22 protein-coding genes are annotated in these 26760 nt (G+C 56.5%); 4 read left to right on the top strand and 18 right to left on the bottom strand.

All coding sequences use genetic code 11. The features are described from left to right. The 16 genes from dnaE to rpsB all read right to left on the bottom strand — a co-directional run bounded on the left by dnaE (window position 1) and on the right by rpsB (window position 18636). Window positions 1–3483, bottom strand: coding sequence for a DNA polymerase III subunit alpha (gene dnaE / locus CE636_RS19790; RefSeq protein ID WP_017900653.1), 3483 nt, complete (start codon window positions 3481–3483; stop codon window positions 1–3). A 17-nt stretch (window positions 3484–3500) separates the two neighbouring features. Next, on the bottom strand, window positions 3501–4100 hold the full coding sequence (gene rnhB / locus CE636_RS19785) for a ribonuclease HII (RefSeq protein WP_004204458.1): 600 nt from the start codon (window positions 4098–4100) through the stop codon (window positions 3501–3503). Beyond that, complete coding sequence (gene lpxB / locus CE636_RS19780; protein WP_004204457.1) at window positions 4097–5248, bottom strand: lipid-A-disaccharide synthase; 1152 nt, start codon at window positions 5246–5248, stop codon at window positions 4097–4099. Before lpxB ends, rnhB begins: the two co-directional genes overlap by 4 nt. Then, complete coding sequence (lpxA, locus tag CE636_RS19775; protein ID WP_004204455.1) at window positions 5248–6036, bottom strand: acyl-ACP--UDP-N-acetylglucosamine O-acyltransferase; 789 nt, start codon at window positions 6034–6036, stop codon at window positions 5248–5250. The genes lpxB and lpxA overlap by 1 nt, the downstream gene beginning before the upstream one ends. A gap of 3 nt (window positions 6037–6039) precedes the next feature. Beyond that, window positions 6040–6495: a 3-hydroxyacyl-ACP dehydratase FabZ gene (gene fabZ, locus CE636_RS19770; protein WP_004145858.1), complete on the bottom strand. Its 456-nt coding sequence runs from the start codon at window positions 6493–6495 to the stop codon at window positions 6040–6042. Between the two features lie 105 nt (window positions 6496–6600). Beyond that, window positions 6601–7626, bottom strand: a complete 1026-nt coding sequence (lpxD, locus tag CE636_RS19765) for a UDP-3-O-(3-hydroxymyristoyl)glucosamine N-acyltransferase (RefSeq protein ID WP_004204453.1) — start codon at window positions 7624–7626, stop codon at window positions 6601–6603. Between the two features lie 3 nt (window positions 7627–7629). Continuing rightward, window positions 7630–8115, bottom strand: coding sequence for a molecular chaperone Skp (skp, locus tag CE636_RS19760; RefSeq protein WP_002889325.1), 486 nt, complete (start codon window positions 8113–8115; stop codon window positions 7630–7632). Between the two features lie 121 nt (window positions 8116–8236). After that, complete coding sequence (gene bamA / locus CE636_RS19755) at window positions 8237–10666, bottom strand: outer membrane protein assembly factor BamA (protein ID WP_004204452.1); 2430 nt, start codon at window positions 10664–10666, stop codon at window positions 8237–8239. Between the two features lie 31 nt (window positions 10667–10697). Then, a complete protein-coding gene (rseP, locus tag CE636_RS19750) occupies window positions 10698–12050 on the bottom strand; it encodes a sigma E protease regulator RseP (RefSeq protein WP_004204451.1) in 1353 nt (450 codons plus the stop codon). Between the two features lie 11 nt (window positions 12051–12061). Further along, window positions 12062–12919 (bottom strand): phosphatidate cytidylyltransferase, encoded by an 858-nt coding sequence (cdsA, locus tag CE636_RS19745; protein ID WP_004204449.1) that lies wholly within the window; start codon window positions 12917–12919, stop codon window positions 12062–12064. 12 nt (window positions 12920–12931) lie between these two features. Beyond that, on the bottom strand, window positions 12932–13690 hold the full coding sequence (gene ispU / locus CE636_RS19740) for a (2E,6E)-farnesyl-diphosphate-specific ditrans,polycis-undecaprenyl-diphosphate synthase (protein WP_002889316.1): 759 nt from the start codon (window positions 13688–13690) through the stop codon (window positions 12932–12934). Between the two features lie 237 nt (window positions 13691–13927). Beyond that, window positions 13928–15130, bottom strand: coding sequence for a 1-deoxy-D-xylulose-5-phosphate reductoisomerase (gene ispC / locus CE636_RS19730; RefSeq protein WP_017900652.1), 1203 nt, complete (start codon window positions 15128–15130; stop codon window positions 13928–13930). 228 nt (window positions 15131–15358) lie between these two features. Beyond that, the gene (frr, locus tag CE636_RS19725; protein ID WP_002889308.1) at window positions 15359–15916 is read right to left on the bottom strand and encodes a ribosome recycling factor; all 558 of its coding nucleotides are present in this window, start codon (window positions 15914–15916) and stop codon (window positions 15359–15361) included. Between the two features lie 150 nt (window positions 15917–16066). Then, complete coding sequence (pyrH, locus tag CE636_RS19720; protein ID WP_002889306.1) at window positions 16067–16792, bottom strand: UMP kinase; 726 nt, start codon at window positions 16790–16792, stop codon at window positions 16067–16069. 147 nt (window positions 16793–16939) lie between these two features. Further along, window positions 16940–17791 (bottom strand): translation elongation factor Ts, encoded by an 852-nt coding sequence (gene tsf, locus CE636_RS19715; protein WP_004151930.1) that lies wholly within the window; start codon window positions 17789–17791, stop codon window positions 16940–16942. 119 nt (window positions 17792–17910) lie between these two features. After that, window positions 17911–18636 carry a 30S ribosomal protein S2 gene (rpsB, locus tag CE636_RS19710; RefSeq protein ID WP_004204447.1) on the bottom strand — a complete coding sequence of 242 codons (726 nt, stop codon included), beginning with the start codon at window positions 18634–18636 and terminating at the stop codon, window positions 17911–17913. Between the two features lie 321 nt (window positions 18637–18957). On the opposite strand from rpsB, the gene map reads away from it, so the two are divergent. From map to CE636_RS19690, 4 genes are all read left to right on the top strand, one after another. After that, complete coding sequence (gene map, locus CE636_RS19705) at window positions 18958–19752, top strand: type I methionyl aminopeptidase (protein ID WP_004204446.1); 795 nt, start codon at window positions 18958–18960, stop codon at window positions 19750–19752. Window positions 19753–19809: 57 nt separating this feature from the next. Further along, complete coding sequence (gene glnD / locus CE636_RS19700; protein WP_017900651.1) at window positions 19810–22473, top strand: bifunctional uridylyltransferase/uridylyl-removing protein GlnD; 2664 nt, start codon at window positions 19810–19812, stop codon at window positions 22471–22473. A gap of 30 nt (window positions 22474–22503) precedes the next feature. Further along, window positions 22504–23328 carry a 2,3,4,5-tetrahydropyridine-2,6-dicarboxylate N-succinyltransferase gene (gene dapD / locus CE636_RS19695; RefSeq protein WP_002889295.1) on the top strand — a complete coding sequence of 275 codons (825 nt, stop codon included), beginning with the start codon at window positions 22504–22506 and terminating at the stop codon, window positions 23326–23328. 107 nt (window positions 23329–23435) lie between these two features. After that, complete coding sequence (locus CE636_RS19690; protein ID WP_002889292.1) at window positions 23436–23822, top strand: DUF3461 family protein; 387 nt, start codon at window positions 23436–23438, stop codon at window positions 23820–23822. A 120-nt stretch (window positions 23823–23942) separates the two neighbouring features. On the opposite strand, the gene cdaR is transcribed toward CE636_RS19690, so the two are convergent. Then, on the bottom strand, window positions 23943–25100 hold the full coding sequence (gene cdaR, locus CE636_RS19685) for a DNA-binding transcriptional regulator CdaR (RefSeq protein WP_004204443.1): 1158 nt from the start codon (window positions 25098–25100) through the stop codon (window positions 23943–23945). Between the two features lie 167 nt (window positions 25101–25267). Beyond that, window positions 25268–26701, bottom strand: a complete 1434-nt coding sequence (gene degP, locus CE636_RS19680; protein WP_004145870.1) for a serine endoprotease DegP — start codon at window positions 26699–26701, stop codon at window positions 25268–25270. Window positions 26702–26760: the final 59 nt, after the last annotated feature.

Genomic DNA, 26760 nt, shown 5'->3' with positions numbered 1-26760 from the left:
TTAGTCAAACTCCAGTTCCACCTGCTCCGAGCCGATAAGGCCACGCAGATCGTTGAGTAAACGATCGCTCGGAGAGACGCGCCATGTTGCGCCGAAACGCAACCGCGCGCGTGCATCCGCCCTCTGATAGTAGAGGTGCACTGGAATGGTTCCCGAACGGTGGGGTTCCAGAGACTGACGGAGTCGGTTTAAAAGCTGGTCATCAATTTGCCTGTCCGTCAGCGAGATAGCAAGCCCGCGAGCATATTTTTCCCGGGCTTCGTCAATGTCCATGACTTCACGGGCGGTCATTTTAAGCCCCCCGCTAAAGTCATCAAAGCTGACCTGTCCGCTGACGATAAGTATGCGGTCTTTTTCCAGCAACTGCTGATATTTATCCAGCGCGTCGGTGAATAACATCACTTCCAGCCGCCCGGAACGGTCATCCAGGGTACAGATGCCGATACGATTGCCGCGCTTGGTGACCATTACCCGCGCCGCAATCACCAGCCCCGCCGCCGTGGTCACTTTTCCACGATCGGTCGGATGCATGTCTTTGAGCCTCACGCCGCCGACGTAGCGCTCAATCTCTTTCAGATACTGGTTAATCGGGTGCCCGGTCAGGTACAACCCCAGGGTCTCCCTTTCACCATCCAGCACCACCTGCTCAGGCCACGGCTGGCAGCTGGCGTAGGACTGTTCAATCTGCTCAGGCTCTTCCGCCAGTACGCCGAACATATCAGCCTGGCCGATGGCCTCGGCTTTGGCGTGCTGGTCGGCGGCTTTCAGCGCATCGCCCAGCGAATTCATCAGCGCCGCACGGTGCGGACCGAGACGATCGAACGCCCCGGACATAATCAGCTTTTCCAGCACGCGACGGTTGAGCTTTTTAATATCGGTCCGCGCGCAGAGGTCGAACAGCTCGCGGAAATAACCGCCGTTGTTGCGCGCCTCAATGATCGCTTCGATCGGCCCTTCGCCGACGCCCTTGATGGCGCCGATACCGTAGACGATCTCGCCGTCGTCGTTGACGTGGAAATGGTACAGGCCGGAGTTAATATCCGGCGGCAAAATTTTCAGCCCCATCCGCCAGCACTCGTCCACCAGGCCAACGACCTTCTCGGTGTTGTCCATATCGGCGGTCATTACCGCCGCCATAAACTCAGCCGGATAGTGCGCCTTAAGCCATAGCGTCTGGTAAGAAACCAGCGCGTACGCGGCGGAGTGCGATTTGTTAAACCCGTAACCGGCGAATTTCTCCACCAGGTCAAAGATTTTCATCGCCAGTTCGCCGTCAATGCCGTTTTTCTTCGCCCCATCCTCAAAGATAGAACGCTGCTTAGCCATCTCCTCCGGCTTTTTCTTACCCATCGCGCGACGCAGCATATCCGCGCCGCCGAGGGTATACCCGGACAGCACCTGGGCAATCTGCATGACCTGTTCCTGATACAGGATGATGCCGTAGGTCGGCTCCAGCACCGGTTTCAGGCTTTCATGCTGCCACTGCACGTCCGGATACGAGATCTCTTCTCGGCCGTGCTTACGGTCGATAAAGTTATCTACCATCCCCGACTGCAGCGGGCCCGGGCGGAACAGGGCCACCAGAGCGATCATATCTTCGAAGCAGTCCGGCTGCAGGCGTTTAATCAGATCTTTCATGCCGCGCGATTCAAGCTGGAAGACCGCAGTGGTTTCCGAGCGCTGCAGCATGTCGAAGCTTTTCTTGTCATCCAGCGGGATGGCGGCGATATCCAGCGGCCCTTCGCCGTTCTTCTCACGGCGCTTATTAATCATCTCCAGCGCCCAGTTAATGATAGTGAGCGTACGCAGACCGAGGAAGTCGAATTTCACCAGCCCGGCGTATTCCACGTCGTTCTTGTCAAACTGGGTAACCGGATGCAGCCCCTGCTCATCGCAATACAGCGGGGCGAAGTCGGTGATCTTGGTCGGTGCGATAACCACGCCGCCCGCATGCTTACCGGCGTTTCGCGTCACCCCTTCCAGCTTACGCGCCATGTCGATCAGCGCTTTCACTTCTTCGTCCGCCTCGTAGATCTCCGGCAGTTGCGGCTCGGCCTCGAAGGCTTTCGCCAGCGTCATGCCCGGATCGGGCGGCACCAGCTTGGAGATGCGGTCGACAAAGCCGTACGGGTGACCCAGCACGCGGCCCACGTCGCGGATGACCGCCTTCGCCGCCATGGTACCGAAGGTGATGATCTGCGATACCGCGTCGCGGCCATACATATCCGCCACGTGCTCGATAACCTGGTCGCGTTTCTCCATACAGAAGTCGACGTCGAAGTCGGGCATCGAGACACGTTCCGGGTTGAGGAAACGTTCGAACAGCAGGTCGAATTCCAGCGGGTCGAGATCGGTGATCTTCAGCGCGTAGGCCACCAGCGAGCCGGCGCCGGAACCGCGGCCCGGGCCGACCGGCACGCCGTTATCCTTCGACCACTGGATAAACTCCATCACGATCAGGAAGTAGCCGGGGAAACCCATCTGGTTGATCACCTGCAGCTCGATATCCAGACGCTCGTCGTATTCCGGCCGGCGCTTCGCGCGCACTTCCGGATCCGGGAAGAGGAATTCCAGCCGCTCCTCCAGACCCTCTTTCGATTTCATCACCAGGAAATCTTCCGTGGTCATATCGCCGGTCGGGAACTGCGGCAGGAAATATTCGCCAAGCCGCACGGTGACGTTGCAGCGCTTGGCAATTTCAACGCTGTTTGCCAGCGCTTCCGGAATATCGGCGAACAGCTCGCACATCTCTTCCTCGCTGCGCATATATTGCTGCGGCGAGTAGTTGCGCGGCCGTTTCGGGTCGTCGAGGGTGAAGCCGTCGTGAATAGCGACGCGGATTTCATGGGCGTCAAAATCGCCAGTATCGAGGAAGCGGACATCGTTGGTCGCCACCACCGGCAGACCACGCGCTTCCGCCAGCGCCACGGCGGCATGAAGATAACTCTCTTCATCCTGACGACCGGTGCGGATCAGCTCCAGAAAATAGCGATCCGGGAAATGCTCTTCATAGAAGGCGACGCACTGCTCAACCAGCGGCATGTTGCCGCGGATCAGGCTGACGCCGACGTCGCCTTTACGGCCGCCGGAGAGCAGAATCAGCCCTTCCTGATGTTCCACCAGCCAGTCGCGATCGATCCACGGCCCCAGGGCGCCGTAGCCGCGCTGATAGGCGCGGGAAATCAGCAGAGTCAGGTTCTGATAGCCGGTGTTATTCGCCGCCAGCACGGTCAGCTCGGTAAATTCGTCGCCGAGCAGGTCGCACTGCACGTGGAAATCGGCGCCGACGATCGGCTTAATCCCCGCGCCGTGTCCCGTCCCGTAGAACTTCACCAGCCCACAGAGATTGGTGAAATCAGTGATCGCCAGCGCTGGCATGCCAAGCGAGGCCGCCTTCTTGACCAGCGGCCCGGTCTTTGCCAGCCCATCGATCATGGAATAGTCGCTGTGCACCCGCAGGTGTACGAAACGTGGTTCAGCCATCTTTAGATCCCGGTGACTTAGTTGGACGCCAGGCCCAGGGCACGCTTCACCGGGCCAAAACTGCGCCGGTGATGCTCTGTTGCGCCGTGTTCCTGCAGCTTCTGCAGGTGAACAGCGGTGGGATAGCCTTTATGCTGGGCAAATCCGTAGTGGGGAAATGCGAGGTCCAGCGTGGCCATTTCGGCGTCACGAGTGACTTTTGCCAGAATAGACGCTGCGCTGATTTCTGCCACCCGGCTGTCGCCTTTGACTACTGCCAGGGAGGGCATCGGTAGCGATGGGCAGCGGTTGCCATCGATCAGAACAAACTCGGGTACAATGCTCAGGCCGGCGACGGCGCGCTGCATCGCCAGCATAGTGGCATGCAGGATATTCAGCTCATCGATTTCGTGCGGCTCGGCGCGTCCCAGGCTCCAGCACAGCGCTTTCTCTTTAATCTCATCGAACAGCGCCAGACGACGCTTCTCGCTGAGTTTTTTGGAATCATTCAGACCCACAATCGGCTTCGCCGGATCGAGGATCACCGCCGCGGTCACCACCGCGCCAACCAGGGGGCCACGCCCGACCTCATCGACGCCGGCAACCAGATGGGTATGCGGATAGACGAACTCCATCATTGTTTTGCTAACTCCAGTACGGCATCCGCCGCCTGCTCATCGGCGTTGCAGCGGATCTGCTGATGCAGCGCGCGGAATGTCTCATGCATCTCATGACTGGTTTTGCCATCGGCCAGCAGCGGCTGCAGAGCGGCAGCCAGCGCCTGCGGCTCGCACTCATCCTGCAGCAGCTCTTTAACCAGCTCGCGCCCGGCCAGCAGGTTCGGCAACGAGACGTAGTCGGTTTTAACCAACCGCTTCGCCAGCCAGAAGGTGAACGGCTTCATGCGATAGCCAACCACCATCGGGCATTTCGCCAGCATACACTCCAGCGCCGCCGTCCCGGAGGCCAGCAGCGCGGCGTCGCTGGCGATCATCGCATCGCGCGCCTGACCGTCCAGCATATGGACGATCATATCCGGCGCCGTTTCAGCTTTAATTCGCTCAAACTGCTCCCGCCGTTTGGCATTAACCAGCGGCACCACCACCTGCAGATCGGGATAGCTAGCCCGCAGAAGCTGAGCGGTTTTCAGAAAGTCCGCGCTGAGCATTTCGACTTCTGCGCCGCGGCTGCCGGGCAACAGCGCCAGGCAACGCACGTCGTGCGGGATCCCTAACCGATCGCGCGCTGCGCCTTTGTCAGGATCCAGCGGCATCGCATCCGCCATGGTATGGCCGATAAAACGGCAGGGAACGTTAAATTTGTCATAAAACGCTTTTTCGAAAGGCAGAAAGGCCAGCACCAGATCGGTGGATCTGCCGATTTTGAAAACGCGTTTTTGTCGCCAGGCCCAGACCGACGGGCTGACGTAGTGAATGGTTTTGATGCCCTGCTTTTTCAGATTCCCTTCGAGGGTAATATTGAAATCAGGGGCGTCGATGCCGACGAAGACGTCGGGACGCAGCTCGCCGAAGCGGCGGGTCAAATCGGCGCGAATATGGAGTAAGCGACGCAGGCGACCGAGCACTTCAACAATACCCATCACCGCCAGCTCTTCCATTTCGTACCAGGCTTCACACCCTTCCGCCTGCATCAGCGGTCCCGCCACGCCGACAAAGCGCGCATTCGGGATGCGTGCTTTGAGGGCGCGGATGAGGCCGGCGCCAAGAATATCGCCGGAGGTTTCTCCGGCGACCAGGGCAATCGTCAGGGGACGCTGTTCAGTCATTAACGAATCAAGCCGCGGGTAGAGCGGGCGAAGAAATCGACAAACGGCTGGACTTCAGGATGCTGAGTCGCCAGTTCGGCGATCTCCGGCTTGGCTTCTTCCAGCGTCTTGCCGCTGCGGTACAGCAGTTTATACGCGTTGCGGATCGCGGTAATCGCTTCCCGGCTGAAGCCGCGGCGTTTCAGGCCTTCGATATTGACGCCGAATGGCGTCGCATGGTTGCCCTGGGCAATCACGAACGGCGGAACGTCCTGCGCCACGCCGGAGCAGCCGCCAACCATAACATGTGAGCCAATGACGCAGAACTGGTGCACCGCGGTCATGCCGCCGATAATGACATAATCATCCAGCGAAACATGGCCCGCGAGCGTCGCGTTATTGGCCAGAATGCAGCGATCGCCAAGCGTACAATCGTGCGCCACGTGGGCGTTGATCATCAGCAGGTTATCGTTGCCCACCTTTGTTAATCCACCGCCCTGTACTGTGCCGCGATGAATGGTGACGCTTTCGCGAATGCGGTTGCGATCGCCAATTTCCACCCGGGTCGGTTCGCCAGCATATTTCAGATCCTGGTTAACTTCGCCGATGGAAGCGAACTGATAGATCTCATTGTCACGGCCGATTTTGGTGTGGCCATTAACGACAACGTGAGACTTCAGTACGGTGCCTTCGCCGATTTCGACGTTGGCGCCAACAATACAAAACGGACCAATGTGGACGTTAGCGCCAATCACGGCGCCTTCTTCTACAATGGCGGTAGGATGAACAAAAGCGGTTTTATCAATCACGTATCAGGCCTCCCGGCTACGCGCACACATCATCGTCGCTTCGCAAACCACTTTACCGTCAACCAGCGCAACGCCTTTGAAACGGGTCAGGCCGCGGCGGGTTTTCTCGAAAGTGACTTCCATAATCATCTGATCGCCTGGTACTACCGGGCGTTTGAAACGTGCTTCATCGATGCCCGCGAAGTAATACAGCTCGCCTGGTTCCAGTTTTCCAACGCTTTTGAATGCCAGAATCCCGGTGGCCTGCGCCATTGCTTCCAGAATCAGGACGCCCGGCAAAATCGGCTTACCAGGGAAATGCCCCTGGAAAAACGGCTCGTTTACAGAAACATTTTTTACTGCGCGCAGAAAACGACCTTCTTCAAAATCCAGCACGCGATCTACCAGCAGGAACGGGTAACGGTGAGGCAGAAGTTCCAGAATCTCTTCAATGTGCAGAGTATGAGTGTCAGTAGTCAAAATACTCTTCCTGTCTAAATGTACTAAAAGGCAATAATAACACGGCCTGCGGCAATCTTTTAGCGAATGCAACAGGCCGGAAATGTCATGTGACCAAATGATGAATTAGTCTTGTTGATTAACCTTGCGCTCAATCGCTTTCAGGCGCTTGCTCATCTCGTCAATATTCATCACCAGCGCAGCGGTTTTACGCCACGCCTTGTTCGGCTGCAGCGGAATACCGGAGGAGTATACGCCAGGTTCGCTGATAGGACGCATCACCATCCCCATCCCCGTGACGGTGACCTTATCGCAGATTTCCATATGGCCGTTAATCACGCTGGCGCCGCCAATCATGCAGTAGCGGCCGATTTTCAGGCTGCCTGCCATGATAACGCCGCCGGCAACCGCGGTATTGTCGCCAATCACCACGTTATGTGCAATCTGGCACTGGTTATCGATGATAACGCCGTTGCCAATCACGGTATCGTCCAGCGCGCCGCGGTCAATTGTGGTGCAGGCGCCGATCTCCACGCGATCGCCAATAATGACGCGACCCAGCTGCGGGATCTTCACCCAGTTGCCGCGATCGTTGGCGTAGCCGAAGCCATCCGCGCCGATCACCGTGCTGGACTGGATCAGGCAATTCTCGCCGATCTCAATCTCATGGTAAACGGTCACATTGGCCCACAGACGCGAGCCGGCACCTATTTTCGTATTTTTCCCAACGAAGCAGCCTGCGCCGATGACCACGTTATCACCCAGCACTACCCCGGATTCGATAACGGCGTTGGCGCCGATGGCAACGTTGCTACCCAGCTTCGCCGTCGGATCGATAACCGCGCTCGGCGCGATATCCTGTGCCGGCTGCGGCGTGGTATCCAGAATTTGAGCCATGCGCGCATAGGTCAGGTAGGGATTACGCACTACCAGCGCGGCGCTATGGGCAAAAGGCAAATCATCCTGCGTCATCACAACGGCAGAAGCCTGGCAAGCGGCCAGGTGCTCACGGTACTTAGGGTTGACCATGAAAGTGATTTGGCCCGTTTTCGCGCTCTGCATGGACGCAACGCCGGTGATGACGATATCGCCATCACCGTGTAATTCTGCATCCAACTGCTGCGCGAGATCAGCCAGTCGAATTGAAGGCATTACTTATTTAACCTGTTTCAGCACATCAGCGGTGATGTCTTTTACATCGCTGCTGTTGTATGCAACGGCATTCGCGTCAACCACCAGATCGATGCTCTGATCTTTCGCTACGCTCTGTACGGCAGTCTGGATACGGGTCACCAGTTTGCCACGCTCTTCGTTGGAACGACGAGCGCGATCCTGTTCAAACGCCTGCGCTTTCTGGGAGAAGGTCTGGCGCTGAGCCATCACGTCTTTTTCCAGTTTGGTACGATCGGCGCCCGGCTTCATGGACTGCAGACGCTGCATTTTAGACTGCAGGTCGCCTTCCATACGCTGCAGTTCGCTAGCGCGGCCTTTGAACTCGTTTTCCAGCGTGTTGGAAACGCCAGTTTTCTGGGCAACCTGTTGGAACAGGCTGTTCATGTTCACCAGGGCAATTTTATCTGCCGCCTGAGCGGAAGTTACCATTGCCAAACCCAGACCTGCAGCTAATAACCACTTTTTCACAATAAACTCCTTACCATCCCATGAGTACCCAGGGGTACCGTTATTTGCGTGGCGAGGCGATAAACGCGTTATCGCCTACGGTCAGCGCTATACTGCACTTGCATTCCGTTGCCGCCAACAATTACCAGGTTTTACCAATGTTAAACTGGAACTGTTCGGCTTTGTCTCCATCGTACTTTTTGAACGGTTGGGCGTAGGAGAAGACCAACGGCCCCAACGGCGACATCCACTGCACGGCAATACCCGCAGACATACGGATGTTGCTCGGATCGCTGTAATCCGGATATCCAGCGTACGCGTTCGAATCCCAGTGAGTATCCCATACGGTACCCATATCCCAGAAGAAGGAAGTCCGGACCGAGTTCGCATATTTGTCACTAATAAACGGCGTCGGGGTAATCAGCTCCAGGCTGGCCACCGCCATGGCGTTACCGCCCACCGCATCATCGGATTTACACGGTGCGGATTCGGTGCTCTTACAGTCGTTGGTATAGCCGCTGTCGCCATCATGACGGCTGCTCGACGGGAAGTACACCGCCTTCGGACCAATGGTGTTCGACTGGAAGCCACGCACGGTGCTGGAGCCACCTGCATAGAAGTTCTCATAGAACGGCATCTCTTTGCCGCCGATACCATCGCCATAGCCAAAGCGGGTACGACCCAGCACCACCCATTCATGATCGTTGTCGATCGGCACATAGGTGGCGGTATCCAACGTCGCTTTGTAGTATTCGTTGTCCGAACCCGGAATGGTCACTTTACCGTTCAGGTTGACGCGCGAACCTTCGGTTGGGAAGAAGCCGCGGTCAAGCTTGTTATAGGTCCAACCGTAGTTGAAGGTGAAGTCATTCGCACTGAACGAGTTCCGGTCGTTGGTGTTGTCCGGATACTGGCCCATCGAGTTCAGGTAACGCCACATCGCCACCTGCGGCTGCATATTGGACAGGGAGTTATGCACATACCCGACGCCCGCGCGCAGCGTGTTGTATTCGTTGACCGGGAAGCCCAGCGTGACGTCTGTACCATAGCTTTTGTTGGTATAGTCAGACAGATCCGCATCGTTCGCGTCAAAGTCATTATAGAAGATACGACCGCCGAGGCTCACACCGTCTACGGTGAAGTACGGGTTGGTCACCGACAGCTCGGTATAGGTCTGGTAGTCGTTTTTGGTGCCGTTGATCCCGACAGCATAGCCAGTACCTAACCAGTTATCCTGCTGAACGCCCGCCTGGAAGCTGACGCCGCTCTCGGTACCGTAACCGATACCGAAGTTGAAGCTACCGGTGTTACGCTCTTTCACCTTGTAGACTACGTCGACCTGGTCCGGACTGCCTGGTACGCGCTGGGTATCGGTATCGACCGTTTCGAAGAAGCCTAAACGGTTGAGACGGTCTTTACCCTGATCGACGAGGTCGCTGCCCAGCCACGCGCCTTCCATCTGGCGCATTTCGCGGCGCAGAACGGCGTCTTTGGAGGTGTCATTGCCTTCGAAGCGAATTTTACGCACGTAATAGCGGTTGCCCGCGTCGACGTTGACGTGCAGCTTAACGGTTTTATCGCTGTCGTTGATCTCCGGCTGCGACTGTACGCGCGGGTAGGCGTAACCATAACGACCCAACAGTTTCTTGATGTCGTTTTCCATCTTGGTCACTTTCGCGCCGTTATACAGTTCACCCGGCTCGACTTTGGTCAGCGCTTCGATTTCCGCGGAATGGCCGGCGAGGTTGCCCGTCACCTGCACCCCGGAAAACTTGTACTGATCGCCTTCGGTGATGTTGACGGTGATGTAGATCCCTTTCTTATCCGGCGTCAGGCTGACCTGGGTAGAATCGATGTTGAAACGGGCATAGCCGCGATCCAGGTAGTAGCTGCGCAGGGTTTCAAGGTCGCCCGCCAGTTTCTGCTTCTGGTATTTACGGTCGCCGACCACGTTCCACCACGGCACTTCATCGCGCAGCTGGAAGTGGGAGATCAGCTCATCAGTCGAAAACGCATGGTTGCCGACGATGTTGATCTGCTGAATTTTAGCGGAGACGCCTTCCTGGAAGACCAGTTTCAGGTCGACACGGTTACGCGGCAGCGGGGTAACGACCGCTTTGACGCTGGCGCTGTATTTACCGACGCTGTAGTAGAAATCCTCGAGGCCCTTCTCGATATCCGCGATGGTCGTGCGGTCAAGCGACTCGCCCACCCGAACGCCAGAGGCCTCAAGGTTCTGCTTGAGCATGTCATCTTTCACCGACTTGTTGCCGGAGAAGGTGATGCTGGCGATCGTCGGACGCTCTTTCACCTGCACCAGCAGGGTATCACCATCGCGCAGGACGCGGACGTCCTCGAAGTTGCCAGTGGCAAACAGCGCGCGAATAGTGTTACTGATATCATCGTCGGTCACCGTATCGCCAGGACGCACTGGCATACTGAGGAGGGCCGCACCAACAGCGACACGCTGCAAGCCTTCGAAATGAATGTCCTTCACCACGAACCCTTCAGCACCGTATACAGTCGCGCTGCTAAACAGCAGCGACGCTATGAGCAACTTTTTCATCGCCATCGTTATTATGCGTTCTTCCTAACAAACTCTCTTATAACCGAGAGAAATCATTGAAAAGTGCAAGCCCCATTAACAGCACCAGCAGTATTGAGCCAATGCGATAACTAAAGTCTTGAACTCGCTCGGATACCGGCCCGCCCTTCAGCTTTTCAATCGCCAAAAACAGCAGATGTCCCCCATCCAGTACGGGTAGTGGGAACAGGTTGATGATTCCGAGGTTCACGCTAATCAGCGCAAGGAACATCAGATAATAAATCAACCCAAACTCCGCTGACATTCCAGCCCCCTGAGCGATAGAGATCGGCCCACTGAGGTTGTTCAGTTTGACATCACCGGTTATCAATTTACCCAGCATCCTGACCGTCAGTGACATCAGCTGCCAGGTTTTATCCGTGGCTTCAGCGATGGCGGCAAACGGTCCGTACTGACGTACTGTCTTGTATTCTTCAGGCAGCGGGATGACCTTTGGCACCACCCCTGCGAACCCTTCTGCCTTACCTTTCACCGTTTTTGCATCCGGCGTCAGGGTTAACGGCAGCGCACTCCCCTGCCGTTCAATCTCCAGCGCCAGCGCTTTGCCCGGATTATCGCGCACCAGATTAACAAACGTCATCCACTGCGTTAACGGTTGACCATCGACTTTAACGATCCGGTCGCCCGCTTGCAAACCTGCTTTCTGCGCTGCCGAGCCCGCCTGGACCTCCGCCAGCACCGTATCAATCTGCGCGCTGCGCGGCTGGATCCCCAGCGACGTGACGGGATCTTGCTTGTCTGGCTCAAACGCCCAGTGCCGCAGATCGACGATTTTATCCTGGCGCTGATTAGTCCCGAAAGGGGCGACGGTAAGTATTGTTTGCGGGTTGCCGATTTTGGCCACCAGCTGCAGACGCACCGCATCCCAATCAGGCGTTTCGATACCATCTATCGCTTTAAGTTCCGTTCCTTTTGCAATTTGTGCTTGCGCGGCAACCGAATTGGGCGTTATTTCACCCACTACCGGACGGACCCCAGGAACGCCGATGATGAAGACCAGCCAGTAGGCAAAGATAGCGAAAAGGAAGTTAGCGATGGGACCGGCGGCAATGACCGCCGCGCGCTGGCCGACGGTTTTATTATTGAACGCGTAGTGGCGCATCTCCGGCGCCACCGCTTCAACACGCTCATCCAGCATCTTGACGTAGCCGCCCAGCGGGATCAGGGCAATGACGAACTCCGTACCCTGCTTATCCATCCGCCGCCACAACGCTTTGCCGAAGCCGATAGAAAAACGCTCAACCCGGATACCGCAGCGACGCGCTACCCAAAAATGGCCAAACTCATGCACCGTAATCAGTACGCCAAGCGCAATGATAAAAGCTGCCAGATTCCAGAGCACGCTCAGCATATCACCTTCCGTCAAATCGTCCTGAAGACCAACAGTAGCAGACAGGCGAAGACCGGCACCGCCGCCGTCAGGCTGTCGATACGATCGAGAATACCGCCGTGTCCGGGAATCAAGTGCCCGCTGTCCTTAATGCCGGCCTCGCGCTTAAACATACTTTCCGTCAGATCGCCCAGCACCGAAGCCAGGGCGGCTACTACCGAACAGACCAGCAGCACCGTTGGCGTAACGTCAAGATGGGCCCACACCCCGTAGGCCCAGGAGATCACCGCCGCGGTCAGCAAACCGCCAAAAAAGCCCTGCCAGGTTTTTCCCGGCGAAACCTTCGGCGCCAGCTTGTGCTTGCCAAACATTTTACCAAACATATAGGCGCCGGAATCCGCGCCCCAGACCAGAATCATCACGTACAGGAGCCACAGCGCACCGCTGTAATGGTTATCGGTATAGTGCCAGGCGCGTAGCGCCAGCATGCCCCAGAAAAACGGGACAATGGTCAGGATACCGAAGATGAGGCGCAGCACTTTAGAGTGACGCCAGAATGCCGCCGACGCCGGATAAGAGAGCACCAGCAGCAGCGCGACGATCCACCAGACGAAAGAGGCCCACAGCGAGCCTTCAACCATCGGTTGATGAACGTCATAATGGTATTCCGGCAGCAGAAACAGCATCGCCGCCAGCAGAAGGCCGCACAACACCGCCAGCCAGACCCGCTGCGACGTCGAGGTGAAACCACTCAGTTGCCCCCACTCCCATGCGGCGAGCATACAGACCACCAGGGTCACGATAGCAAACCCCATAGGCGGCAATAAAAACAGCGCCGCAATGACGACGGGGATTAAGACGAAAGCAGATATCAGGCGATACTTCAGCAAAAGTGACCCCCATCAGGCATGACTGCCACCCGGCTCAGTGCCGCCGAAACGACGCTCTCGATTAACAAAGGCATGGAGTGCACCTTCAAAGTCCTGTTCAGCAAAATCGGGCCAAAGAACATCCGTAAAGTAAAGTTCGGCATAGGCAATTTGCCAAATCAGAAAATTACTTATTCGGTGCTCTCCCCCGGTCCTAATAACTAAATCTACGGGAGCCAGTTCATGCATGCAGACCTGCTGACTCAGCATGTCTTCCGTGATCTGCTCAGGCAGCAGCGTCCCGTCCTGTACCTGTTTCGCCAGCAAACGAACGCCCTGGGTAATATCCCAGCGACCGCCGTAATTGGCCGCAATATTCAGCGTTAAGCCGGTATTGTTCGCGGTCAGCGCTTCCGCTTTGCGGATACGCTCCTGCAGGCGCGCATTGAAGCGCGTGGTGTCGCCAATAATCCGCAAACGCACATTGTGTCGGTGCAGGCTTTTGACTTCGCTATCCAGCGCCCAGACGAACAGCTCCATCAGCGCACTGACTTCCTGAGCCGGACGGTTCCAGTTTTCGCTGCTGAACGCGTATAACGTTAACGCCTCAATCCCATTATTCGCCGCGAAAGAGACCGCGCGACGCACGGATTTCGCACCGGCCTTGTGCCCGAAAGCGCGAATTTTACCTTGCCGTTTCGCCCAACGGCCGTTGCCATCCATAATAATGGCGACATGACGGCAGCCATGTGTGGGCGATATTTCGCTGACAGTTTGATTAGCAGACAACATCACGCGTTTTAAGTCCATAATAAGGATTAACTAGCCACCAAACAGAGGCCACCGGGCCGCGCTGGATACGCATTTTTATCCGGTGCCGGGGCTGCAGCCAATCGCAGAGAACAACCAAAAGCTTTACGCAAAAAAGCCGTGTTTTGCCACGGCCACCGTAATCTTTAACAACAAAATGCAACGATCGGGTGGCGCAGACTATATCACTGAAGCTTTGCGCCCACAAATATCACCGCGTTACGCCTGGGTGACCAACCGTTTCAGCTGTTGATGAGCAACCGCGCGGGCCTCAGCGTCGATAACCAGAACGTCATCAATGCTTTGCGGCTCCTGCAGGTTCATCTTATCCAGCACAGTCTGGTTAACCGCCGCAATATCGGTAAAGCGGATATCGCCATGCAGAAACGCGGCAACCGACTCTTCATTGGCCGCATTCAGCGTGGTGGTCGCCGCCTGGCCGACGTCAAACGCCTCCATCGCCAGCTTCAGGCACGGATACCGCGTATAGTCTGGCGCGGAGAAGCTCAGATTGCTCAGCTGGCAGAAGTCCAGCGGCTTAGCGCCGGAGTTAAGCCGTTGCGGCCAGCCCATGGTATGGGCGATCGGCGTGCGCATATCCGGCTCTCCAAGCTGCGCCAGCACGCTGCCGTCCTGATAGCGAACCATCGAGTGGATCACCGACTGCGGATGGATAAGGACCTCCATCTGCCGGGCCGAGGCGTTAAACAGCCAACGCGCTTCAATATATTCCAGGCCTTTGTTCATCATCGTAGCGGAGTCAACGGAGATCTTGCGTCCCATCGACCAGTTAGGATGACGGCAGGCCTGATCCGGCGTCATCGCCGCCAGTTCAGCTACCGCTGTATCACGGAAAGGCCCGCCCGAGCCGGTCAGCAGGATGGATGAAACGCCATTCTGCGCCAGGTCAGCGTATCCCAGATGCTGCTGAATTGTCTCCGGCATACTCTGAAAAATCGCGTTATGTTCGCTATCGACCGGCAGCAATCGCGCCCCCGACCGTTGAACCGCCTCCATGAACAAGCGACCGCAGGTCACCAGCGACTCTTTATTCGCTAACAACACCGTTTTCCCGGCGCGGATCGCCGCCAGCGTCGGCACCAGCCCCGCCGCGCCGACGATAGCCGCCATCACCTGATCGACCTCCTCCAGCGCTGCGACCTCTGCCGCCGCCTGCTGGCCGCTCAGCACCTCGGTACGGCAGCCATGTTCCTGCAGACGGGTGCGCAATCGCTCAGCGCTTTGCGCATCGTCCATCACGGCGTAACGGGGGGTAAATTCAAGGCATTGTTCAACCATACGGTCAACGTTTTTCCCCGCGACCAGCGCGGCGACGGAAAAGCGACCGGGATTATGGCGCACCACGTCCAGCGTGCTACAGCCAATGGAGCCGGTCGAACCGAGAACGGTTAATTGCTTCATGAGACGTCCAGAAGAGTGGAAACAGAATAAAAAGCAAAACGCCGCCAGCAAGCCCCTACGCAGCAATTATCAGGGATAAGACGGCGGCATTAGGCCTTCAACTTAGCGCTAAAGGCTACAAGGCCAGCGGTCGCAACGCAATCCCGAGAATTGAGCGTACAGTCTTCTGTACGGCGTTTCGGATTTTACTCAGACCAGACGCTGTCAGGCCCGAGTAAGGGCAGAGCATCAGAACTGCATCAGTTCTGCTTCTTTGTCTGCCAGCGCCGCGTCAACTTTCTTGATGGCGGCGTCAGTCATTTTCTGCACGTCGTCCTGAGAACGGCGATCGTCATCTTCGCTGATCTCTTTCTCTTTCAGCAGCGCTTTGACTTTGTCGTTGGCGTCGCGGCGAACGTTACGTACGGCAACACGCGCCTGCTCAGCTTCACCACGCACGATCTTGGTCAGATCTTTACGACGCTCTTCGGTCAGCGGCGGCAACGGAACACGAATATCGCTGCCGGCAGAGCTTGGGTTCAGACCGAGGTCGGACGCCATGATCGCTTTTTCAACGGCCGCGGACATAGAACGGTCAAAGACGTTGATTTTCAGGGTACGGGAGTCTTCGACGGTGACGCTGGCCAGCTGGCGCAGCGGGGTCGGCGTACCGTAGTATTCAACAACAATCCCGTCCAGCAGGCTCGGAGAAGCACGACCCGTGCGAATTTTGCTGATTTGGTTTTTGAATGCTTCGACGCATTTTTCCATGCGGATTTCAGCATCTTTTCTGATATCGCTAATCACGTTACGAATCCTTGAAAGCTTGTCTCAGTCAGACCAGACGGGGCACCCGTCGGAAAATGAGCTAAGTATAGTCAGATTTAATGAAAATCACCGGGTAATATCCCCGCGAAAGTAAAGCGGAATATTACCCGGATTTGGCGCTGACGGGAATTATTCCGTGATCAATGTGCCTTCTTTTTCGCCCATCACCACGCGACGCAGGGCGCCAGGTTTGTTCATGTTGAAGACGCGAATCGGCAATTTATGGTCACGCGCCAGGGTAAAGGCCGCCAGATCCATCACTTTCAGCTCTTTTTCCAGCACTTCGCTGTAGGTCAGCTGATCGTACATCGTGGCGGAAGGATCTTTGGCCGGATCAGCGGTGAATACGCCGTCAACCTTGGTGGCTTTCAGCACCACATCGGCTTCAATTTCAATACCGCGCAGGCAGGCTGCGGAATCGGTGGTAAAGAACGGGTTGCCGGTACCCGCGGAAAGGATCACCACGCGGTTGTTGCGCAGCAGGCTGATCGCCTCTGCCCAGCTGTAGTTGTCGCACACACCGTTCAGCGGAATGGCGGACATCAGACGAGCGTTCACATAGGCGCGGTGGAGCGCATCGCGCATCGCGAGGCCATTCATGACCGTTGCCAGCATGCCCATGTGGTCGCCCACAACGCGGTTCATACCCGCTTTCGCCAGACCAGCACCACGGAACAGGTTACCGCCACCAATTACTACGCCAACCTGAATACCCAGCTCAACCAGCTCTTTGATCTCCTGAGCCATGCGGTCAAGTATGCTTGCATCAATACCGAAGCCTTCTGAGCCCTGCAGCGCTTCGCCACTTAATTTCAGCAGAATACGTTTGTAGACGGGTTTTGCATTGGTAGCCATGTTTCTTTCCTGAGACTGTCAACGAATGAGATGTGAGAATTCCGGCGACATTGTATGTCGCATTTCAGCGCGGTCACTATAAGCAGTTGGCTGAATTTACAAAATGGGCGCAAAAAGAAGCCGCCCTCAGGCGGCTCCTTGTAAAAATTAAGACTGCTTGGACATCGCAGCAACTTCTGCTGCAAAGTCAGTCTCAACTTTCTCGATGCCTTCGCCCACTTCAAAGCGGATGAAGCCAGTCACGTCAGCGTTGTGCTCTTTCAGCAGCTGACCAACAGATTTGCTCGGCTCCATGACGAAAGGCTGACCAGTCAGAGAAACTTCGCCGGTGAATTTCTTCATGCGGCCTTCAACCATTTTCTCTGCGATTTCTTTCGGCTTACCGGACTGCATCGCGATGTCCAGCTGAACCTGGTACTCTTTCTCTACCACTTCAGCAGACACGTCTTCCGGCTTAACGAATTCCGGCTTGCTTGCAGCAACGTGCATTGCCAGCTGCTTAACCAGCTCTTCGTCAGCGCCTTTAGCGGCAACCAGAACGCCGATGCGCGCACCGTGCTGGTAGCTGCCCAGAACGTCGCCTTCCAGAACAGCGATACGACGGATGTTGATGTTCTCACCGATTTTAGCAACCAGGGCAACACGTTCTTCTTCGAACTGCGCTTTCAGAACTTCAACGTCGGAGATTTTACCCGCAACAGCGGCGTCCAGTACTTTGTCAGCAAATGCCTGGAAACCACCATCTTTAGCAACGAAGTCAGTCTGGCAGTTAACTTCCAGAATGTAACCGTAGTTGCCTTCGATTTTGGTTTTGATCACGCCGTCAGCAGCCACGTTGCCTGCTTTCTTCGCCGCTTTGATCGCGCCGGATTTACGCATGTTTTCGATTGCCAGCTCGATGTCGCCATTCGCTTCAGTCAGCGCTTTTTTGCAATCCATCATGCCTGCGCCAGTACGTTCGCGCAGCTCTTTTACCAGGGAAGCGGTAATTTCAGCCATTCTAAAATCCTCGGGAGATGTGGATACTGCCCGGCCAACGGCCAAACAGCGTAAATTGAAAAAAGGGGCCGATAATGGGCCCCTATTCATACACGGTACTAATAAGGGCTTAAACCTTATTATTCAGCTTCTACGAAGCTTTCTTCCGCCTGAGAAGCCAGGTCCTGAGAGCGACCTTCACGAACGGTAGCAGCAACAGCGCCCAGGTACAGGCTTACTGCGCGGATTGCATCGTCGTTACCCGGGATAACGAAGTCTACGCCGTCCGGATCAGAGTTGGTATCAACGATAGCAAATACCGGGATGCCCAGGTTGTTTGCTTCTTTGATAGCGATGTGCTCGTGGTCAGCGTCGATTACGAACAGTGCGTCCGGCAGGCCGCCCATGTCTTTGATACCGCCCAGGCTGTTTTCCAGCTTGTCCAGCTCACGAGTACGCATCAGCGCTTCTTTCTTGGTCAGCTTGTCGAAAGTACCGTCCTGGGACTGAGTTTCCAGGTCTTTCAGACGTTTGATGGACTGACGAACGGTTTTCCAGTTAGTCAGCATACCGCCCAGCCAGCGATGGTTCACGAAGAACTGGTCGCAGCTCAGAGCAGCGTCTTTTACCGCTTCGCTTGCAGCGCGCTTAGTACCAACGAAAAGGATTTTACCTTTACGAGCAGCGATCTTGTTCAGTTCAGCCAGAGCGTCGTTGAACATCGGTACGGTTTTCTCAAGGTTGATGATGTGAACTTTGTTACGCGCACCGAAGATGAACGGCTTCATTTTCGGGTTCCAGTAACGGGTCTGGTGACCGAAGTGAACACCAGCCTTGAGCATGTCGCGCATGGAAACAGTTGCCATGTTTAAAACCTCTATAGATTAAATTGGGGTTATGCCTCCACGTATCCCATATTACCGACCCCAAAGGGCACCCCGGAATATGTGCCGATACGTGTGTGTTGTTACACAAAGTGAGATTTGTCGCTCCCGTCCATCCTGTGTATCTGAGATGGATCGGAAGTCCGGCGCGCTTTATACCACAAAATCCACCCAGACACCAACTCTTGTTGACGTCGCGTGCTGTTAATGATTCTCAGTTTGGCACCAGCCTGCCCGGACTGTTACCATTGACAGGACTTACTCTATTATTGTCGAAAATATCGACACTGCTGGACATACTCCATGGCTATCTCTATTAAGACATCTGAAGATATTGAAAAAATGCGCGTTGCCGGTCGCCTGGCCGCTGAAGTGCTGGAAATGATCGAACCCTGGGTTAAGCCGGGCGTCAGCACTGGCGAACTGGACCGTATCTGTAACGACTATATCGTTAACGAGCAGAAGGCCATTTCCGCCTGTCTCGGCTATCACGGCTATCCGAAATCCGTCTGCATTTCGGTCAACGAAGTGGTCTGTCACGGTATCCCTGACGACGGCAAACTGCTGAAAGATGGCGATATCGTGAATATCGACGTGACCGTCATTAAAGATGATTTCCATGGCGATACCTCCAAAATGTTTATCGTCGGCAAACCGACGATTCTCGGCGAGCGCCTGTGCCGCATCACTCAGGAAAGCCTGTACCTGGCGCTGAAGATGGTTAAGCCGGGCATCAATCTGCGCACCATCGGCGCGGCGATCCAGAAATATGTGGAAGCGGAAGGATTCTCCGTGGTTCGCGAATACTGCGGTCATGGCATCGGCCGCGGCTTCCATGAAGAGCCGCAGGTGCTGCACTACGACTCGCCGGAAACCAACGTCGTGCTCAAACCAGGCATGACCTTTACCATCGAGCCGATGGTCAACGCCGGTAAAAAAGAGATCCGCAGCATGAAAGACGGCTGGACGGTGAAAACTAAAGACCGGAGCTTGTCTGCACAGTATGAGCATACTATTGTGGTGACAGACAACGGCTGCGAAATTCTGACGCTACGTAAGGATGACACCATCCCGGCGATAATCTCGCACGATGAATGATGAAAAGCCGGCGCCCGCCGGCTTTTTTATTAGATAGTTTTTTCTTATGGTGACGCGATGAGCAACTCATTACCTGACACAGCCTCCCCTCTTCTGCCCATCCCGCCGGAACATCCGGTGAGCTGGCCGCAGGGCGATCTGAACTGTGCTGCAATAAAGGCGCACATCGATACCTTTCAGCACTGGCTGGGCGAGGCGTTTGACGCCGGTATCGCCGCGGAGCTGCTCATTGCGGCGCGCACCGAATTTATCGACCAGCTGCTGCAGCGGTTGTGGATCGCCAGTGGATTCGAATCCGTCTGCGACCTGGCGCTGGTGGCCGTCGGCGGCTATGGCCGCGGCGAGCTGCATCCGCTTTCTGACGTCGATCTGCTGATCCTCAGCCGCAAAAAGCTGCCGGACGACCAGGCGCAAAAGGTCGGCGAACTGCTGACGCTGCTGTGGGACGTCAAACTGGAGGTAGGCCATAGCGTACGCACTCTCGAAGAGTGTTTACTGGAAGGGCTTTCAGATCTCACCGTCGCCACGAACTTAATCGAATCGCGCCTGCTGATCGGCGATGTCGCGCTGTTCCTTGAGCTGCAAAAACATATTTTTAGCGACGGCTTCTGGCCATCAGAAAAGTTCTTCGCCGCCAAGGTCGAAGAGCAGAACGTCCGTCATCAGCGTTATCACGGCACCAGCTATAACCTCGAGCCGGACGTGAAAAGCAGTCCCGGCGGCCTGCGCGATATCCATACGCTACAGTGGGTGGCTCGCCGCCATTTCGGCGCCACCTCAATGGATGAGATGGTCGGCTTCGGTTTTCTGACCGAAGCCGAGCGCAATGAGCTCAACGAGTGTCTGCATCAACTGTGGCGTATCCGCTTCGCGCTGCATCTCGAACTCACTCGCTATGACAACCGCCTGCTTTTCGACCGCCAGCTCAGCGTCGCCCGCCGGCTCGGCTATGAAGGCGACGGCAACCAGCCGATTGAGCATATGATGAAGGACTTCTTCCGCGTCACCCGCCGGGTGAGCGAGCTGAACCAGATGCTGCTGCAGCTGTTTGAAGAGGCCATCCTTGCGCTGACCGAGGATGAAAAACCGCGCCCGATCGATGATGACTTCCAGCTGCGCGGCACGCTGATCGATCTGCGTGACGATACGCTGTTTATTCGCGAGCCGCAGGCCATTCTGCGCATGTTTTATATTATGGTGCGCAACAGCACCATCACCGGCATCTACTCCACGACGTTGCGCCATCTGCGCCACGCCCGCCGCCATCTGACCCAGCCGCTGTGCTATATCCCGGAGGCGCGCACGCTCTTTCTCAGCATGCTGCGCCATCAGGGGGCAGTGAGTCGCGGACTGCTGCCGATGCATCGTCACAGCGTGCTGTGGGCCTATATGCCGCAGTGGTCCCATATCGTCGGCCAGATGCAGTTCGACCTGTTTCACGCCTATACCGTCGATGAACACACCATCCGCGTGATGCTCAAGCTGGAGAGTTTTGCTAAAGAAGAGACTCGTAGCCGCCACCCGCTGTGCGTGGAGCTATGGCCGCGCTTAACGCACCCGGAGCTGATTTTAATCGCTGCCCTGTTCCACGATATCGCCAAAGGGCGCGGCGGCGACCACTCGATCCTCGGCGCACAGGATGTGCTGAAGTTTGCCGAGCTGCACGGGCTGAACTCCCGGGAAACGCAGCTGGTCGCCTGGCTGGTGCGTCACCACTTGCTGATGTCGGTCACCGCCCAGCGGCGCGATATTCAGGATCCGGAGGTGATTAAGCAGTTCGCCGAGGAGGTGCAAACGGAAAATCGCCTGCGCTATCTGGTGTGTCTGACCGTCGCCGATATCTGCGCCACCAACGAAACCCTGTGGAACAGCTGGAAGCAGAGCCTGCTGCGCGAACTCTATTTCGCCACTGAAAAACAGCTGCGTCGCGGCATGCAAAGCACCCCGGACATGCGCGAACGCGTGCGTCACCATCAATTGCAGGCGCTGGCCCTGCTGCGGATGGACAATATTAATGAAGAGGCGCTGCATCAGATCTGGAACCGCTGCCGCGCCAACTATTTCGTGCGACATACGCCGACGCAGCTCGCCTGGCACGCCCGCAACCTGCTGCGCCACGATCTGAATAAGCCGATGATCCTCCTGAGCTCGCAGGCCACCCGCGGCGGAACGGAGATTTTTATCTGGAGCCCGGATCGCCCTTACCTGTTCGCCGCGGTGTGTGGCGAACTGGACCGTCGCAACCTCAGCGTCCACGATGCGCAGATCTTCACCACCCGCGACGGTATGGCGATGGACACCTTTATTGTCCTCGAACCCGACGGCAGTCCGCTGTCCGCCGATCGCCACGAAGCGATCCGCCAGGGTCTGGAACAGACCATCACGCAGCGCAGTTGGGAACCCCCGGCGCCCCGTCGTCAGGCGGCAAAACTGCGTCATTTCTCGGTGGACACCGAGGTAAATTTCCTGCCGACCCATACCGATCGGAAATCGTTTCTCGAGCTGATAGCCCTTGACCAGCCCGGGCTGCTCGCCCGTGTCGGTCAGGTATTCGCCGACCTCGGAATTTCGCTTCACGGGGCGCGAATTACGACAATTGGTGAGCGAGTAGAAGATTTATTTATAATCGCTACCGCCGACCGGCGTGCCCTTAATAATGAGCTGCAACAAGAAGTGCAACAACGGTTGACAGCGGCCCTCAATCCAAACGATAAAGGGTGACGTATTTTTTTTAGTGAATGGAAAGAAACAATGCAGCAGTTACAGAACGTTATTGAGTCCGCTTTCGAGCGTCGCGCCGACATCACGCCGGCTAATGTGGATACCGTGACCCGCGAAGCGGTTAACCAGGTTATCGCCCTTCTGGATTCCGGCGCGCTGCGCGTCGCTGAGAAGATCGACGGTCAGTGGGTGACGCATCAGTGGCTGAAGAAGGCGGTACTGCTCTCTTTCCGTATTAACGATAACCAGGTTATCGATGGTGCGGAAAGCCGCTACTTCGATAAAGTCCCGATGAAATTCGCTGACTATGACGAAGCGCGTTTCCAGAAAGAAGGTTTCCGCGTGGTGCCGCCGGCAGCGGTTCGTCAGGGCGCGTTCATCGCCCGCAACACCGTGCTGATGCCGTCCTATGTGAACATCGGCGCCTACGTTGACGAAGGCACCATGGTTGACACCTGGGCCACCGTCGGCTCCTGCGCGCAGATCGGTAAAAACGTTCACCTGTCCGGCGGCGTCGGCATTGGTGGCGTACTGGAGCCGCTGCAGGCGAACCCGACCATCATCGAAGATAACTGCTTCATCGGCGCGCGCTCTGAAGTGGTTGAAGGGGTGATTGTCGAAGAAGGCTCCGTGATCTCCATGGGCGTTTACCTCGGTCAGAGCACCAAAATCTACGATCGCGAAACCGGCGAAGTCTTCTACGGCCGCGTGCCGGCCGGCTCGGTAGTGGTATCAGGCAACCTGCCGTCGAAAGATGGTAAATACAGCCTGTACTGCGCGGTGATCGTGAAGAAAGTCGATGCCAAAACCCGCGGCAAGGTCGGCATTAACGAACTGCTGCGCACCATCGACTAAAGCAAATAAAAAGCGGGAGATATCCCGCTTTTTTTATATTTGATGCTGGCGAAAATGGATTTTTTCGTTAATTATTCAATGGTTATGATGCTATCAAAGGTACCGTTATGTACGACAATCTGAAAAGTCTTGGCATTACCAACCCTGATGAGATCGATCGCTATAGCCTGCGGCAGGAAGCTAACAACGACATTCTGAAAATTTACTTTCAGAAAGACAAAGGCGAATTCTTCGCCAAGAGCGTGAAGTTCAAATATCCGCGTCAGCGCAAAACCGTCGTCGCCGACGGCGTCGGCCAGGGCTACAAAGAGGTCCAGGAGATCAGCCCGAACCTGCGCTACGTTATCGATGAGCTGGATCAGATCTGCCAGCGCGATCGCACTGAAATCGATCTCAAGCGTAAAATCCTCGACGATTTACGCCATCTGGAAAGTGTGGTCACCAATAAGATCAGCGAAATCGAAGCCGATCTGGAAAAGCTCACCCGTAAGTAAGCGCATCCCCGGCGGCGCGTCGCCTGACCGGGCTGGCGGTATCAAGCCGCTACCGACAGCATGCATCGTCCAAGGCCGGGTATGGCGAGTCGCTACCCGGCATTTTTTTACCTCCACGCCTTAGCGTTGTTCATCCAGCTGCAGCGCAATATACAGCAGCAGCCGGTCGTCAAAGCTGCCAAGATCCAGCCCCGTCAGCTCCGAGATACGATTCAACCGGTACTCCAGGGTATTGCGATGAATAAACAGCGCCTTTGACGTCGCCAGGGGCTGCACGTTATGGCGAAACCACGCCTGCAGCGTTCGCCGCAGCAGCCCGTTGTTGTCCATCGCCTTGAGACGCGCCAGCGGACGGGCCAGCTCATTGGCCTGCCAGCCGCCGCGCAGGCTGTCAAGCAGCACCGGCAGCATCAGATCCTGATAGAAGTAGCAGCGGCTCTCCGGCATCCGCTGCTTGCCCACCATCATCGTCGTGCGTGCGGTACGGTAAGAGCGGGCGATACTCCCGGGACCGGTGAAGAAGTTGCCCAGCGCCACGCGGAAGCGGAGCTGCCCATTCTCTTTCATCCTGGCGATAAGCTGCTCGACGCGGCGGACGTGATCGTCTGCGTCCCAGCGGCCAAAGCTGTTCAGCGCCGGTTTCAACACCACCATTTCCGTGAGCGAGACAATGGCCACCAGATTATTGCGATCGGGGGTGGTCAGCGCGTTCTGCAGCTGCTGTAGCTCTGCCATCGCGCTGTCCACGCCGAGCTGGCCGCTGTCCACCTCAATCATCGCCACTACGCGCGGCTGATTCAGATCAATTCCTAAACGCTGCGCCCATTCGTTCAGCGCCGGGGTATGCTCTTCCGCCTGAATCAGGTTCATCACCAGCTCTTCGCGCAGACGGCTGTCCTGCGCCAGGAGATGCATCAGTCGCGACTGCTCAAGCATCATCTCAGCCGTCATGCACACCAGCTCGCCATATTTTCGCAGCGACTCCGGCTCGCCGGTCAGGCCGATCACCCCGACAATCTCCCCCTCCAGGCGCAGCGGCAGGTTAATGCCCTGGCGCACCCCGTGGAGATGGCGAGCCACCGCATCGTCGATATCCACCACCCGCCCCTGGGAAAGCACCAGCAGCGCGCCTTCGTGCAATTCACCAATCCTTTCCCGATCGCCGCTGCCGATAATCCGCCCGCGGGCATCCATCACGTTGATGTTGGTATCGATGATGCGCATCGTCCGCGCCACAATATCCTGCGCCATTTTGGTATCAAGATGCCAGCCAGCCATGTAATCCTCCCCTTTGCAGGGCACCAGCATAAAAGAGTCGTTGCTCTGCTGCATTGTGCATATGCCCGAAGCCCGGGTGAGATATGTGGAGTTGTGGAAGCGGTCACAGAACGAAAAAAAGCCCCTGCCCTCGGCGAGGGAAGGGGCTGGAGAGCGAGCGCTGACTGTTACTGCAACAGCAGATAGATAGAGGCGTCGCCGCGCTGAATGTTCAGCGCCAGCACGGACGGTTTGGCGTCGAAGATTTTCCGCAGATCGGCGATGTTTTTCACCGGCTGCTGGTTCGCCCCGACGATGACGTCGCCTTTCTTGAGGCCAATCTGCGCCGCCGGGGTACCGGCTTTCACATTATTGACCACCACACCTTTGTCCTGACCCTTGTTGCTCATTTCCGCCCCTTCAATCCCGTTGAAGATGGTGCTGGAGTCAACCTGGGTCTGGTTGCTCTGCTGCAGTTCGACGGTCACGGTCACCGGTTTGCCGTCGCGCAGCAGACCAAGCTCAACTTTGCTGCCGATAGGCATGGTGCCGACCTGGGCACGCAGCGCGGCGAAGCTGCTGATCGCCTTCCCGTTGAGAGAGGTGATCACGTCGCCGGCTTTAATGCCCGCTTTCGCGGCCGCCGAACCTGGCATCACCTGGCTGACAAAGGCGCCGCGCTGGGCGTCGACTTTCATCGCTTTCGCCAGCTCAGAGTTCAGTTCGGTCCCCATGATGCCGAGCTCGCCGCGTTTCACCTGGCCATATTTCACCATCTGCTCGGTCAGGTTTTTCACCATGTTGCTTGGGATAGCAAAACCGATACCGATGTTGCCGCCGTCCGGCGCCAGAATGGCGGTGTTGATGCCGATCAGCTCGCCGTTGAGGTTCACCAGGGCGCCGCCGGAGTTCCCGCGGTTAATCGCCGCATCGGTCTGGATAAAGTTTTCGTAGTTTTCCACGTTCAGGCCGCTACGACCCAGCGCGGAAACAATCCCGGAGGTCACGGTTTCGCCCAGACCGAACGGGTTACCGATAGCCACGGTGTAGTCGCCAACGCGCAGCGCGTCAGAGTCGGCGAGCTTAATCGCCGTCAGGTTTTTCGGATCCTGAATCTGAATCAGCGCGATATCAGAGCGCGGATCTTTGCCAACCACTTTGGCATCAAACTTACGGCCATCGCTCAGTTGAACCTTAATTGTGGTGGCGTTGTCCACGACGTGGTTGTTGGTCACCACATACCCCTTGGCCGCATCAATGATCACGCCGGAGCCCAGCGCCATAAATTTCTGCTGCTGGCCGCCGTCAGGCTGACCGCCCTGTCCGCCGCCCTGGCAAAACGGCGAACTCTGGAAAGGAGAACCGTCCTGGCAGAACGGCGAGTTATCGCCAAAGAACTGCTGGAAGTTACGTGGCATCCGTGGGGTATTAACGGTGGTGCTACCTTCAACGTTAATGCTCACCACCGACGGCATCACCTTCTCCAGCATCGGGGCCAGGCTTGGCATCTGCTGTGCATTAGTGGCCGAAGATGCCGTTTCTGCCGCGCTCGCAGAGAGCGGGGACAACGCCAGACCTAAACTCAGAGCCAGTGCACTCATTGCTAACGTGGTTTTTTTCATCAGTTTCAATCTCAATATCAGAAAACGAAAGTTGCTGTGTACGTGACTATCAGAGTCAT

Source organism: Klebsiella sp. LY, from assembly GCF_004010915.1.
Classification (GTDB): Bacteria; Pseudomonadota; Gammaproteobacteria; order Enterobacterales; family Enterobacteriaceae; genus Klebsiella; species Klebsiella quasipneumoniae.
The sequence above is the reverse complement of the archived record's forward strand: the minus strand, read 5'-3'. Positions and strand labels throughout refer to the sequence as shown.

What these genes read in the sequence shown, in the direction of transcription:
- dnaE (WP_017900653.1), bottom strand. Translation starts at nt 3,483, where the DNA reads ATGGCTGAACCACGTTTCGTACACCTGCGGGTGCACAGCGACTATTCC.
- rnhB (WP_004204458.1), bottom strand. Translation starts at nt 4,100, where the DNA reads ATGATGGAGTTCGTCTATCCGCATACCCATCTGGTTGCCGGCGTCGAT.
- lpxB (WP_004204457.1), bottom strand. Translation starts at nt 5,248, where the DNA reads ATGACTGAACAGCGTCCCCTGACGATTGCCCTGGTCGCCGGAGAAACC.
- lpxD (WP_004204453.1), bottom strand. Translation starts at nt 7,626, where the DNA reads ATGCCTTCAATTCGACTGGCTGATCTCGCGCAGCAGTTGGATGCAGAA.
- bamA (WP_004204452.1), bottom strand. Translation starts at nt 10,666, where the DNA reads ATGGCGATGAAAAAGTTGCTCATAGCGTCGCTGCTGTTTAGCAGCGCG.
- rseP (WP_004204451.1), bottom strand. Translation starts at nt 12,050, where the DNA reads ATGCTGAGCGTGCTCTGGAATCTGGCAGCTTTTATCATTGCGCTTGGC.
- ispU (WP_002889316.1), bottom strand. Translation starts at nt 13,690, where the DNA reads ATGTTGTCTGCTAATCAAACTGTCAGCGAAATATCGCCCACACATGGC.
- ispC (WP_017900652.1), bottom strand. Translation starts at nt 15,130, where the DNA reads ATGAAGCAATTAACCGTTCTCGGTTCGACCGGCTCCATTGGCTGTAGC.
- pyrH (WP_002889306.1), bottom strand. Translation starts at nt 16,792, where the DNA reads ATGGCTACCAATGCAAAACCCGTCTACAAACGTATTCTGCTGAAATTA.
- tsf (WP_004151930.1), bottom strand. Translation starts at nt 17,791, where the DNA reads ATGGCTGAAATTACCGCTTCCCTGGTAAAAGAGCTGCGCGAACGTACT.
- rpsB (WP_004204447.1), bottom strand. Translation starts at nt 18,636, where the DNA reads ATGGCAACTGTTTCCATGCGCGACATGCTCAAGGCTGGTGTTCACTTC.
- map (WP_004204446.1), top strand. Translation starts at nt 18,958, where the DNA reads ATGGCTATCTCTATTAAGACATCTGAAGATATTGAAAAAATGCGCGTT.
- glnD (WP_017900651.1), top strand. Translation starts at nt 19,810, where the DNA reads ATGAGCAACTCATTACCTGACACAGCCTCCCCTCTTCTGCCCATCCCG.
- dapD (WP_002889295.1), top strand. Translation starts at nt 22,504, where the DNA reads ATGCAGCAGTTACAGAACGTTATTGAGTCCGCTTTCGAGCGTCGCGCC.
- CE636_RS19690 (WP_002889292.1), top strand. Translation starts at nt 23,436, where the DNA reads ATGTACGACAATCTGAAAAGTCTTGGCATTACCAACCCTGATGAGATC.
- cdaR (WP_004204443.1), bottom strand. Translation starts at nt 25,100, where the DNA reads ATGGCTGGCTGGCATCTTGATACCAAAATGGCGCAGGATATTGTGGCG.
- degP (WP_004145870.1), bottom strand. Translation starts at nt 26,701, where the DNA reads ATGAAAAAAACCACGTTAGCAATGAGTGCACTGGCTCTGAGTTTAGGT.